Here is a 12,116-nt window from a genome sequence, read left to right on the forward strand (position 1 = left end):
GTGCTGATCATCGGCTTCGGCCGCTTCGGCCAGATCGCCAGCCAGCCGCTGCTTTTGCGCGGCCTCGACGTCTCGATCATCGACAATGAGGTCGAGATGATCCAGGCGGCGGCCGATTTCGGCTTCAAGGTCTATTACGGCGACGGCACGCGGCTCGACATCCTGCGTGCGGCGGGCGCTGGCCGCGCGCGCGCCGTGCTGATCTGCGTCGACAAACCGGACGTGGCCGTGCGCATCGCGCAATTGATCAAGGCGGAATTCCCGCTGGTTACTATCTTGGCGCGCGCCTTCGACCGCGGCACCGCGCTGCAACTCATCCGCGCCGGCGTCGACTATCAGTTGCGCGAGACCTTTGAATCGGCGCTGGTCTTCGGCGGCTCGGCCCTGGAAGCGCTGGGCGTCGATCCGGAGGAGGTAGCCGAGGTGATCGAGGACGTTCGCCGCCGCGACACAGCTCGCATCGAGACACAGCTCGCCGAAGGTATCCGCGCCGGCCAGCGCTTTCTCAAAGGCAATATCGGCACGCCGATCCCGACCCCGCTCGCGCAGCCGCGCCGCGCCGGCCGGGCGCTGAACGAAGAGACGGCCGGCGTGCTGAACAAGGCAGAGACGAAGAGCTGAGGAGCAACGCATGGCAGAACTCGACCCTCGGGCGCTTGCCGTCACCAAATTCTGGCGCGATGCCGGCGAGGACGCCTGGTTCGAAAAGAACGACGCGTTCGACTCGGGTTTCCGCGACTGCTTCCTCGAGCTGCACCACGCCGCCGCCCGGCGCGAATGCGACGCCTGGAGCGAGCATGCCGAAGGATCGCTGGCGCTGATGATCCTGCTCGACCAGTTTCCGCGCAACTGCTTCCGCGGCACCGGACATATGTACGCGACCGATCCGCTGGCCAGGCATTTCGCCGACCTGGCGATCGCCGCCGGTCAGGATCTTGAGCTCGAAGAAGCGCTTCGTGTCTTCCTCTATCTCCCCTTCGAGCATTCGGAGTCGCTCGCGGATCAGGAACGCTCGCTCGAACTCACAGCGGCGAGGGCGCCGGACTATATCAAATACGCCAAGGAGCACCTGGAGATCATCCAGCGCTTCGGGCGCTTTCCGCACCGCAACAAAATGCTCGGCCGCGAGACGACGCCCGAGGAAAAGACGTTTCTCGAGGGCGGCGGTTTCTCCGGCTGATAGCCGGACCAATTCCAGAAGTGTAGCGGTTTTCCGCCCAGAAAATTGCTTGAAAACAAACGGCTCAGCCGAGCCACCACTCGCGGCCGGACGGCAGCCGCTCGATCCCCGAAATATCGACGGCGCCGAGCCGCTCCGACACGCTTTTGTTGCCGACCACAAGATCGGGCGCGATCTCGGCCAGCGGCGCCAGCACGAAGGCCCGCTCCAGCATGCGCGGGTGGGGAACCTCAAGACCCGTCTCGTGGATCACCCGGTCACCGAACACCAGAATGTCGATGTCGATCAGGCGCGGCCCCCAACGTTCCTCGCGCACCCGCTTCAGGCGCCTCTCGACATCCAGGCAGAGATCGAGCAGGTCGCGTGGCGAGCGCGCGGTTTCGATGCCGGCCGAGGCATTAAGAAAATCCGGCTGGTCGAGCTTGCCCCACGGCGGCGTCCGATACAGTGAGGAAACAGCGGTGACGCGCGTCTTGTCGTCGCCGTCCAGCATGCGCAGCGCCGCGGCCATGGATTTCGCCGGATCGCCGAGATTGCCGCCGAGGCTAAGGTAGACGGCGCTATTGAGGCCAGACAACTGTCACCTCGACATGATCGAGCACGCCCGGAACCGGGGCGTTCGGCTTGCGCACGGTAATTTCCGCTTTCCTGATCTGTGGAAAGCGCGCCGCCAGCGCTTTCGCCACTTCCAGCGCCAGCGCCTCGATCAGGAAACGCCGGTGCCCGGTGACGATCTTCTCGATGACCGCGAAGGCGATGCCGTAATTGACGGTATCCTCGATCGAATCGTCCTCCAGCGGCCGGCTGGGCTCGACGATGAGTTCGGCGTCGACATAAAAACGCTGACCGAGCGTCTCCTCCTCGTCCAGCACGCCGTGCCGGGCAAAGAAGGCGCAGTTCTTCATGCGGATGACATACATCGTCAGCGTCCGGGAGAAAGTTTTTCTCGCGCCAGCATAGCATCGGCCATCGCCAGCGCATCCACGTTGATTGCGACATCGTGGACGCGAAAAAGATCGGCTCCCTTGAGCCGCAGAATGATGCTCGTGGCCGCCGTGCCGACAGCGCGCTCAGCGGGCTCGCGCCCGGTGACGCCGCCGATAAAACGCTTTCGCGACGTTCCCGCCATCAGCGGAAAGCCGAGCGCCTGAAGCTCGGAGAACCGCGCCATCAGATCGAGATTTTCCTCCGTCGTTTCCTTGGCAAAGCCGAAACCGGCGTCGAGCACGATCTGGTCCTCGGCAACATTGCTGGCGCGCGCGATCTCCAGCGATTTGCTGAGGAACAGAAGCTGGTCCTCGATCACGTCCGGCAGCTTCTGGCGTTCACGGCCGGTATGCATAATGATGAGGCCGGCGCCGGTCTCGGCCGCGACTCTCGCGATGCCGGGCTCGCGCTGCAGTCCCCAGACATCGTTGACGATATGCGCCCCCGCAGCGACGGCCCGCCGCGCGGTGTCCTCGCGATAGGTGTCGACCGAAATCAGCGCCTCGCCCGATGCCGCGAGCGCCTCGATGACCGGCAGCACCCGCGTCTGCTCTTCTTCGGCGCTGATCGGGGCAAAACCGGGCCGCGTCGATTCCCCGCCGATGTCGATGATGGCCGCGCCCTCTTCCGCCATGCGGCGCGCCTGGGCTATCGCCTTCTCCGGCGCGATGAACAATCCCCCGTCGGAAAAACTATCCGGCGTGACATTGAGGATGCCGACCACGACCGACTTGGGGCCGAGGTCGAGATGGCGTCCATGCGCGAGCTGCCACCGCCTTGTCGTCATTGTCCATCAACCATGCGTGATCCGCGCGAAATCAATTTCGTTGCGCCGGCAACGGCCGTAAAGCAAGGTGCGTGAAGAGGCAACATGATGAACCGTTCCCTGCTCTGCGCCCTGATGCTCACGCTGGCCGCCACGCCGGCCGCCGCGGCGAATCTGGTGAAGACCTACAGCTATTTCAGCGTCGGCGGCCGCACGCTGGACGACATCGAAAAACAGCTGACGAAAAACGGACCGGAAGTGAAGAGCACCGGCTCCCGGCATCCGGGCGCAACGCAGATGGCCTTCACCACCCGCGTCAGCTACGCGCAGACCGCGAATTCCTGCCGGATCGCGAACGCGCAGGTGACCGTGAAGGTCAAGGTGATCCTCCCGGAATGGCGGCGCCCGCGCAAGGCGGATTCGCAGGTCAGGCTGTTCTGGGATACGCTGTCGGCCGACATCAAGCGCCACGAAGAGCGCCATGTCGAGATCGCCAAGAACCACGCGCGCGAACTCGAGGACGCGCTGAAGGCGACTTATCCGCAAAGGACCTGCGAAGCCGCGAAGGCCCAGGCCGCCCAGATCTCGGCCGCCATCCTCGCCAAGCACGATCGCGCCCAGGTGCAGTTCGACCGCGTCGAAAGCGTCAATTTCGAGAGCCGAATCATCCGGCTCCTGCGCTACCGGATGCAGCGCACCCAAAGCGGGCGGTTGCCGCCGGCTTGACCATTTGACCGGTGGTGCCGGCGAAAGCCAACACCGCCGAAACAATGGTGCCAGATTCCAGAAAACTTTCGAGCATCGGTCGAAAACGGCCTATATCGACCGACATATATCGGGTTTGCCGTCCGGCGGACTTTGGAAACCGAGATACGAATGACGGGCGCAGGACGCCCCGCACCGGCTGCTTCTTGCCGACGGCGCACCGACCTTGAAAGAGTGACGCATGGACCAGACCGTCGACAATCGCACGACGATGAGGACAACGGCCTCGCCGTCGATCAGCGAGAGCGAGAAAAACGCCATCATCGGCGGCGTGCTCTTGTCGATGCTTCTGGCGGCGCTTGACCAGACCATTGTGTCGCCTGCCTTGCCGACCATCGCGCGCGCGCTCGGCCACGCCGAATACCTGCCCTGGATCGTGACCGGCTATCTGCTGACGGCCACCGCGATGGCGCCGCTCTACGGCAAGATTTCCGACGTCTACGGCCGCCGGCCGGTCATCTACGCCGCCATCCTGATCTTTCTTTTGGGATCGCTGGTCAGCGCCCTGGCCCCCAACATGCTGGTGCTGGTCATCGGCCGGGCGATCCAGGGGGCCGGCGGTGGCGGCCTTTTCGCGCTGACGCAAACCGTCATCGGCGATCTGGTGCCGCCACGCGAGCGGGCCCGCTACGCCGCATGGATCTCCGGCACCTGGGCGGTGGCCAGCGTCGCCGGCCCGCTGCTTGGCGGTGTCTTCGCAGAGCATCTCCACTGGTCGTTGATCTTCTGGATCAACCTGCCGATCGGCTTCCTGGCGATGGCCATCATCAACAATCCGCTGAAGAAGTTGCCGATCGCGGCAAAACATCACCGCATCGACGGGCTGGGCGCAGTGCTCTTGGTGATCGCCACGGCGCTGCTGCTTCTGGCGCTCAACTGGGGTGGCAGCACCTATCCGTGGTTCTCGCCGGAAATCCTTGGGCTGGTGGCCTGCTCGGCCGCGTTCTGGGCGTTGTTCGCGCTGCGGCTGCTGAGGGCCAGTGAGCCTTTGATCTCGCTCGAGGTGCTGGGCAACCGGATCGTGCTCGCCGGCACGTTGTCGATGTTCCTGCTGCAGGCGGCAAATATCGGGGCGTCGGTTTACCTGCCGGTCTATCTGCAATCGGTCGTCGGGCTCTCGGTCAGTGAATCCGGCATCGCCATGCTGGGTCTCCTGCTCGGCACCGTTGCCGGTGCCACTTTCAGCGGCCGCATGATCCCGCGCTTCGTCCACTACAAGCGCATTGCCATGGTCGGCGTCAGTTTGGCGATCGCGTGCATCGGGGTGCTGAGTGCCATTGCGACACACGCGTCGCTGCTCGAAGTCGAAATCCTGACGACCCTCATTGGCCTCGGCAGTGGCACGACCTTCCCGGTCAGCACCGTCTCGGTACAGAATGCGGTCGATCGCGCCCATCTCGGTGTCGCGACTGGCGTCCTGACCTTCCTGCGCACACTGGGCGGCGCGCTTGGCGTCGCCCTGCTCGGCGCCGTCGCGCTCGGCTACGGCCTGCCGCTCGCCGCCGAGGGCTCGCAGACGCATATCGAGCTGACATCGGCAATGCCGTTCGTGATGATCTTCCTCACCGCCGGCATCACTCTTGTTCTTGCATTGATCGCGCTGGCGCTGATGCCGGAAAAGCCGCTGCGCGGCAAGGACGAGCACGCAGCGCCCGTGCTCGCCGAATGATCACGTCAATCGTGGACGCCGAGCTTCTTTTGCAGGCTGGTCGACGAGGTCGTGTACTGGAAGACGATGCGCTCGCCCGGGCTGACGATGCGTTTTGCGGCCTGCGCCATCAGGGCGACCTCATGGAAACCTGAGAGGATCAGCTTCAGCTTGCCCGGATACCAGTTGATGTCGCCGATGGCGAAGATGCCGGGAACCGACGTCTGGAATTTCTCGGTGTCGACCGGGATGAGGTTCTCATGCAGGTTCAGCCCCCATTCGGCGATCGGCCCGAGTTTCATGGTGAGGCCGAAGAACGGCAGCATGCGCGTACATGGCACCTCGATGTCGCCATCCGGGCCACCCTTGATGGTGGCGGACGAGAGCTGGCCGTCGGCGCCTGCGAGCCCGCTCACCTGACCGACCAGGAATTCCAGCTCTTTCATCTCCTGCATGGCGTACATCTTGTTGACGCTGTCGGGCGCAGCCCGGAATTCCGGACGCCGGTGGACAAGTGTCACGCTTTTGGCGATCGGCTGCAGGTTGAGCGTCCAGTCGAGCGCCGAATCGCCGCCGCCGACGATGACGAGATCGTGGCCGCGGAAATCTTCCATGCGCCGGACCGAATAGAACACGCTCTTGCCTTCGTAGCTCTCGATGCCCGGGATGGGCGGTCGCTTGGGCTGGAATGAGCCGCCGCCGGCGGCGATCACCACCACCTTGGCTTCGAACACCTCAGCCTCGTCCGTGGTGACGCGGAAGCTGCCGTCCTCGAGCTTTTCGAGGCTTGAGACCATCCGGTTGAAAGTGAAGTCCGGCTTGAAGGGATGGATCTGTTCGAGCAGCTTGTCGACCAGACCCTGCGCAGTGATCATCGGCCAGCCGGGAATGTCGTAGATCGGCTTTTCCGGATAGAGTTCGGCGCATTGCCCGCCGGGACGGTCGAGGATGTCGATGAGATGGCACTTCATGTCGAAGAGCCCGAGTTCGAACACGGCGAATAGGCCGACCGGCCCTGCCCCGACAATGAGTACGTCCGTCTTGATCGTGTCCGTCATCAGCTCCGCCCCATTTTGGGAATGCTGGCGACAGTGCATGAGCATTGGCCCGCTGCCAAGCAGCCACGGCAAAATTGGAAATGGAGACTTGGTTCAGCCCTGCCGTTCGGGAACGCGCACGACCAGCCCGTCGAGCGCGTCGCGCACCTTGATCTGGCAGGACAGGCGCGAGTTGGGCCGGACGTCGTAGGCGAAGTCCAGCATGTCCTCCTCCATCGCTTCCGGCTCGCCGACCTCACCCGTCCAGGCCTCGTCGACATAGACATGACAGGTCGCGCAGGCGCAGGCGCCGCCGCATTCGGCCTCGATGCCGGGCACCGCGTTGCGGATCGCGTTTTCCATGACGGTCGAGCCGTTCTCGGCCTCCACGTCGAATTGAGTACCGTCATTGGCGATGTAAGTCAGCTTGGCCATTTGTCACCTGAGGAGTCGCAGCCGAGATAATCACTCCGCCGGACAAGTCAACTGCGGCGCGAAAGCGCCACCGCATGACGCTTTTTCTGGATGTGCTCCCTGGAGGACTACCGGCTGATGGCGGCGATGAAGTCCCGCACTTCATCGATCAGCACGCCCAGCTTCCTCAGGATGCGACCATCCTCAGGCTGCTTTTCAATGGCTGCAGCGCATTCGGCGACGGCAAAGGCGCCTATGCCGCGGGCCGAGCCTTTCAGGCCGTGTGCAAGGAGCACCCGTTCCTTGGCATCGGCATCGACGATCTTGTCGCGCACCGAAAGCGCCTGCTGCACGAACAGCGCCAGCACCTCCTGTTCGAGCGCGCGATCATCCATCGTCTGCCGCGCAAGGTGGGCCATATCCACAGGTCGCGAACCTGCCGTCCCCGACACGTCCCCGCCGGGCATGGAAAACGCAATACCAATCTCGCCACGCATACGCACTGCTACTCCAAGAAAGGGCGGCCGGCGGCCCGAAAATAGGCGGATTCCCGTCGCCAACGGGTTAACGATTGCCGGGGAAAAATGTTGTCACGGAGGCAGCCAAATCACGCTCTCGTTAACCTTATATTTAAAGTTTTACGTATCGCCGGGAATGCATGTTTTCTTTACCCGTGTGTGTCATTACGATACGAACGTCCATTTTCAGCCTCCTGTCTGGGACCAGACAAGCCAGAATCAGGCCAAAATCATAAGTCCCGCGGCAGCTAGTACAGGGTAGCGAAGGCATGGCTAAGAAACCGACGACGACCAAATCTCTCGAGAGCGACGTGGCCGCGGAACTGGAAAAGGCGCTTGACCTTGACCTGAACGGCGACGAAGGCGGGCTCGACATGGCGGCGTCGATGGAAGATCTCGAGGCCCAGATTTCGGCGGCCGCGGATGAACTGGCGCGCGAAGGCCGCAGCCATAGAATCGAGCCGGCAAATGAGCCTCAGGCCGCGAAGGCGGCGCCCCAGCCGAAGCCGGCGGAACTGCGCCCGCTCGAATCGCGCGCCTCGCAACCGAACGGTTTTACGCCGGCTCCTGCCGGTTTCACGCCGGCCAATGACGATCGCCAAAAGGATTACCGGACGCTTCTGCATGGCCTCAACCGGCGCGCTTCGAGCACCGTTTACTGGGTGATCGCGTTCATTTCACTCGCCTGGATCGCGGGCGCCGGCGGCCTCGCCAACCTGCTGTTCGGGCCGAGCATCTGGCAGATCCGCACTCTCGACCAGTTCTTCGCCCGCCCCGAGCTGATCGGCCTGGCGGTCGCGGCGATCATCCCAGTCATCCTGTTCTGGGCCTTCGCCGCCATGATCCGGCGCGCGCAGGAAATGCGCATCGCCGCGCAATCCATGACCGAAGTGGCCTTCCGCCTCGCCGAGCCGGAAAACCTTGCCCAAGACCGCGTCATGATGATCGGTCAGGCCGTTCGCCGCGAGGTCGCCGCCATGGGTGAAGGCATCGAACGCACTTTGGCCCGCGCTGTCGAGCTCGAAACCCTCGTCCACAGCGAAGTCAACCAGATCGAGCGCTCCTATTCCGAGAACGAAGCGCGTATCCGCTCGCTGGTCGACGGGCTGGGCAGCGAGCGCGAAGCTGTCGTTAGCCATGCCGAGCGCGTGCGCGCTTCGATCCACGGCGCGCACGAGACGCTGCGCGACGAGATCGGTGCCGCCAGCGATATCATCCGCGATTCGATCCTCAATGCCTCGACCAAGCTGTCGATGACGATCAACAATTCGGGCGACACGCTGATCGATCGCATCAACGAGAGCTCGCTGTCGATCTTCGATTCGGTGGAAACCCGGCTCGACACGATCACTGACCGCCTGTCGACCTCGGGCGAGGCCTTCGCCAGCCTGCTCGACACCCGCATCGCCAAGCTGACCGACACCACGGACGGCCTTACCCGTTCGCTGACCGATCTTCTTGACGATCGCACCAACGGCATGGTTTCGCTGCTCGGCGGCGCCGCCCGCACACTGAACTCCGAGTTCGAAGCAAGCCTCAGCGGCATCGAGCGGACGCTGGCCGAGCGCGGCCAGGCGCTGATCAGCGAGTTCCAGACCCGCGCCGAAGCACTCGACACCGGCACCCAGAAGCTCAATGCCGCGCTCGAAGCGCGTGCCCGCCAGATCAACGAAACTCTGGTCGAACGTGCGCGCGAGATCGCCAACACCTTCGCCGAGAGCAAGGACCAGCTGTCGTCGATGATCGATCAGGGCAAGACCCAGATCGGTGCCGACATGGCCGACATCATCTCGTCGACCTCTTCCATGCTCGAAGCCCGCGCCACGGATTTCGCCGGACGCATGGAGGCGGCCCGCCATGTCGTGTCGCGCGCCTTCGACTCCGACATCCAGCGCCTCGCCGATGCTCGCGCCGGCATTGACGAAGCCATCGAAGACCACAGCCGGAAGCTCTCCGACAGCAGCAACCGTATGGCCGCCGCCATGCAGGAGGACCTCGCGAAATTCGCCGAGAGTCGCGCCGGCATCGATGAGGCCGTGGCCAGTCAGGTCCAAAAACTGGCCGAGGGCCGCAGCCTTATCTCGCGCGCGCTGGAAGAGGACCTGCGCAAGGTCAACGAGTCCCACGCGGCCATCGACGCCTCGCTCGGCGCCCATCTTGAGCAACTCCAAGAGAGTCGCAACCGCCTCTCCCAGGCGCTGAACGAAGACTCCGGCAAACTCGTGCAAGCCCGCACCATAATTGACGAAATGGTCGCTGGACATGTCGGCAAGCTGGCCGAGGGCCGCAACATTCTGGCGCGCGCGCTGGAAGCCGATCTCGGCAAACTGGCGGACAGCCGCGCCTCGATCGACGGCCTGGTCGCCGGCCAGGTCGAGAAGATCGCCGAGGGCCGCGCCGTGCTCGCCAAGGCGCTGGAGACCGACATCGCCGGGATAAGGGACCTGATCGAGACCCATTCGGCCAAGCTCGCGGAGGACAGGGGTGAACTCAGCCGCGCGCTGGAGGGCGACCTGAGCGGAATCCGAAGCCTGATCGACAGCCACGCCGGCAGGCTTGTCGAGGACCGCAGCCTGCTGTCCCAGACGCTCGAATCCGATCTCGCCAAGTTGGCCGAGAGCCGCGCCTCGATCGACGGCCTGGTCGCCGGCCAGGTCGAGAAGCTCGCCGAAGGCCGGGATATCTTGAAGCGTGCCCTGGAAGCCGACATCAACACCATCAGGGGTGCCATTGCGGGACACTCTGAGAAGGTGCAGGAGGAACGCGCTCAGCTGTCGCAGGCCCTGGAGGCCGACCTGCAGACCGTCGGCGGCGCAATCTCCGATCACCAGAACAGGCTCGTCCAGGACCGCGCCGTGCTGTCGAAGTCGCTCGAGGACGATCTGGCCAAGCTGGCCGAGAGCCGTTCCAGCATCGACGGCTTGGTGGCCGGCCAGGTCGAGAAGCTTGCCGAGGGCCGCGATATCCTCAAACGCGCGCTGGAAGCGGACCTCAACACCATCCAGGGCGCGATCGTCGATCATTCGCAGAAGATCGCCGACCATCGCGCCGAGCTGTCGCGCGTCCTGGATGCCGACATGGCCAATGCCAGCGGCCTCATGCAGACCCACGCCGACAGGCTGGTCCAGGACCGCTCGACCCTGTCCAAGGCCTTGGAGGACGATCTCGCCAAGCTGGCCGAAAGCCGGTCCTCGATCGATGGTCTGGTCGCTGGCCAGGTGGAGAAGCTGGCCGAAGGCCGCGATATCCTCAAGCGTGCGCTCGAAGCGGACCTCGCCAAGCTCGCCGAAAGCCGCGCCTCGATCGACGGCCTCGTTGCCGCCCAGGTGGACAAGCTCGCGGAAGGCCGCGATGTCCTCACGCGCGCCCTCGAGGCCGACCTGGCCAAGCTCGCCGAGAGCCGCGCCGGCATCGACGGGCTGGTCTCCGGCCAGGTGGAAAAGCTCGCCGAAGGTCGCGACATCCTCAAGCGAGCGCTTGAATCCGATCTGCAGAAGCTGGCGGAAAGCCGCTCGGAGATCGACGGCGTCATCGCCGGTCACATCGGCAAGCTGTCCGAAGGCCGCGACATGCTGGCCCGCGCGCTGGAAGATGACCTCGTCAAGCTCGCCGAAGCGCGCAAGGACGTCGACCGTTCGGTGTCCGGCCATATCGACCAGATCGCGGCCAAGAGCAGCGACATCTCGGCGGCGATCGCTGCCGATGTCGAGAAGATCGAGCAGGCCTTCAGCCGCCAGACCGGCGTCATCGAAGAACGCGCCGGCACCATGGAGCGTGCGCTTTCGGCCGGCGTCGACAATGTCCGCGGCGTCCTCGAAAAGACCGCAGTCTTCGTTGCCGGCGCGCTGCGCGACAAGGTGATGGAAATCACCAGCACGCTGCACGAGCAGGCGGGCGCTGCCTTCAGCGACGCCGATCGCAAGATCGCCGAACGCGCCGAACAGACTTCGGCTGCGCTGCTCGCCAGGGCCGAAGAGATTGCCAACGCCTTCGAGCAGGCCGACCGCCGCCTGCACGAGCGCGCGCAGGACACCTCGAGTATGCTGATGGCCCGCGCCGATGACGCGTCCAACGCGCTCATGGCCCGTGCCGAGGAAACCGCCGACAAGCTCGCCGCCCGTGCCGGCGAGATCGCCGGCACCTTCGACGCCGCCGACCAGAAACTGGTCGCCCGCGCGGTCGAAACGGCGCAGTCGCTCGCAGCCCGCGCCGGCGACATCCTGCGCAACTTCGAGGGCGCGGACGAGCGCCTCAGCATGCGCATCACCGAATCGGCCGAAGCGCTGGCCGCCCGCGCTTCGGATCTCGGCCGCATCTTCGACGCCGCCGACCAGCATCTGATCTCGCGCATTGCCGAAGGTTCGGAGGCGCTGTCGTCGCGGGCGTCTGAAATTGCCCGCATCTTCGACGACGCCGACAACCGTTTGGTGTCGCGCATCGCCAGCAGCACCTCGACCATCGGCGAACATGCCGACACCATTGTCGGCGCATTCGCCGCCACCGAGCAGCGCGTCGCCGACCGTGCCCGCCAGACCGGCCAGGAACTCGCCGTCCACGCCCGTGAGATCGAGCAGGCGCTCGCCGGTGCCGACGAACGCCTGGCCTCGAGCGCCGCTGCGGCCGCGGCCCGTGTCGAGGAGCAGGTTGCGAGCGTCGAGAACCGGCTCGCCTATGGCGCCGAAACGATGGGTCAGAAGCTCAACGAGCAGGTCTCCAGCGCCGAGGCGCAGCTCATCTCGCGCGCCAACGTCATTGCCGAAACCTTCACCGCGGTCGGCCAGCATATCGGCCAGAGCACCAA

General features: G+C 64.6%; 11 protein-coding genes. 5 read left to right on the forward strand and 6 right to left on the reverse strand.

What is annotated here, in order from left to right; genetic code table 11:
* The coding region (locus EOA75_RS19535; protein ID WP_206517016.1) for an NAD-binding protein at positions 1–621 on the forward strand (621 nt) is incomplete at its 5' end.
* Between the two features lie 10 nt (positions 622–631).
* Positions 632–1,180, forward strand: a complete 549-nt coding sequence (locus tag EOA75_RS19540) for a DUF924 family protein (protein ID WP_127324933.1) — start codon at positions 632–634, stop codon at positions 1,178–1,180.
* A 64-nt stretch (positions 1,181–1,244) separates the two neighbouring features.
* On the opposite strand, the gene folK is transcribed toward EOA75_RS19540, so the two are convergent.
* The 3 genes from folK to folP are packed head-to-tail and all read right to left on the reverse strand — an operon-like array spanning position 1,245 to position 2,954.
* Positions 1,245–1,757, reverse strand: coding sequence for a 2-amino-4-hydroxy-6-hydroxymethyldihydropteridine diphosphokinase (gene folK, locus EOA75_RS19545; RefSeq protein ID WP_127324934.1), 513 nt, complete (start codon positions 1,755–1,757; stop codon positions 1,245–1,247).
* Positions 1,741–2,100 (reverse strand): dihydroneopterin aldolase, encoded by a 360-nt coding sequence (gene folB, locus EOA75_RS19550; RefSeq protein ID WP_127216234.1) that lies wholly within the window; start codon positions 2,098–2,100, stop codon positions 1,741–1,743. The genes folK and folB overlap by 17 nt, the downstream gene beginning before the upstream one ends.
* Positions 2,101–2,102: 2 nt before the next feature.
* Positions 2,103–2,954 (reverse strand): dihydropteroate synthase, encoded by an 852-nt coding sequence (folP, locus tag EOA75_RS19555; RefSeq protein WP_127324935.1) that lies wholly within the window; start codon positions 2,952–2,954, stop codon positions 2,103–2,105.
* Between the two features lie 84 nt (positions 2,955–3,038).
* On the opposite strand from folP, the gene EOA75_RS19560 reads away from it, so the two are divergent.
* Both EOA75_RS19560 and EOA75_RS19565 read left to right on the forward strand, forming a co-directional pair.
* Positions 3,039–3,659 (forward strand): DUF922 domain-containing protein, encoded by a 621-nt coding sequence (locus EOA75_RS19560; RefSeq protein WP_127324936.1) that lies wholly within the window; start codon positions 3,039–3,041, stop codon positions 3,657–3,659.
* A gap of 220 nt (positions 3,660–3,879) precedes the next feature.
* Entirely contained in the window at positions 3,880–5,367 is a 1,488-nt protein-coding gene (locus tag EOA75_RS19565; RefSeq protein ID WP_067319716.1) for an MDR family MFS transporter, read from the forward strand.
* Positions 5,368–5,372: 5 nt separating this feature from the next.
* Here the strand turns inward: EOA75_RS19565 and EOA75_RS19570 are convergent, their stop codons facing one another.
* The 3 genes from EOA75_RS19570 to EOA75_RS19580 all read right to left on the reverse strand — a co-directional run bounded on the left by EOA75_RS19570 (position 5,373) and on the right by EOA75_RS19580 (position 7,294).
* A complete protein-coding gene (locus EOA75_RS19570) occupies positions 5,373–6,404 on the reverse strand; it encodes an NAD(P)/FAD-dependent oxidoreductase (protein ID WP_067319714.1) in 1,032 nt (343 codons plus the stop codon).
* Between the two features lie 93 nt (positions 6,405–6,497).
* Positions 6,498–6,818: a 2Fe-2S iron-sulfur cluster-binding protein gene (locus tag EOA75_RS19575; RefSeq protein WP_066992377.1), complete on the reverse strand. Its 321-nt coding sequence runs from the start codon at positions 6,816–6,818 to the stop codon at positions 6,498–6,500.
* 107 nt (positions 6,819–6,925) lie between these two features.
* Complete coding sequence (locus EOA75_RS19580; RefSeq protein ID WP_066992375.1) at positions 6,926–7,294, reverse strand: Hpt domain-containing protein; 369 nt, start codon at positions 7,292–7,294, stop codon at positions 6,926–6,928.
* Positions 7,295–7,584: 290 nt separating this feature from the next.
* Between EOA75_RS19580 and EOA75_RS19585 the strand changes: the two genes are divergently transcribed.
* The coding region (locus tag EOA75_RS19585) for a kinesin (protein ID WP_127324937.1) at positions 7,585–12,116 on the forward strand (4,532 nt) is incomplete at its 3' end.

This window comes from Mesorhizobium sp. M1A.F.Ca.IN.022.07.1.1 (genome assembly GCF_003997575.1).
Classification (GTDB): domain Bacteria; phylum Pseudomonadota; class Alphaproteobacteria; order Rhizobiales; family Rhizobiaceae; genus Mesorhizobium.

Coding starts and splice junctions, on each gene's coding strand:
- EOA75_RS19540 (WP_127324933.1), top strand. CDS start 632: ATGGCAGAACTCGACCCTCGGGCGCTTGCCGTCACCAAATTCTGGCGC.
- EOA75_RS19565 (WP_067319716.1), top strand. CDS start 3,880: ATGGACCAGACCGTCGACAATCGCACGACGATGAGGACAACGGCCTCG.
- folB (WP_127216234.1), bottom strand. CDS start 2,100: ATGTATGTCATCCGCATGAAGAACTGCGCCTTCTTTGCCCGGCACGGC.
- EOA75_RS19570 (WP_067319714.1), bottom strand. CDS start 6,404: ATGACGGACACGATCAAGACGGACGTACTCATTGTCGGGGCAGGGCCG.
- EOA75_RS19580 (WP_066992375.1), bottom strand. CDS start 7,294: ATGCGTGGCGAGATTGGTATTGCGTTTTCCATGCCCGGCGGGGACGTG.
- EOA75_RS19560 (WP_127324936.1), top strand. CDS start 3,039: ATGATGAACCGTTCCCTGCTCTGCGCCCTGATGCTCACGCTGGCCGCC.
- EOA75_RS19575 (WP_066992377.1), bottom strand. CDS start 6,818: ATGGCCAAGCTGACTTACATCGCCAATGACGGTACTCAATTCGACGTG.
- folP (WP_127324935.1), bottom strand. CDS start 2,954: ATGACGACAAGGCGGTGGCAGCTCGCGCATGGACGCCATCTCGACCTC.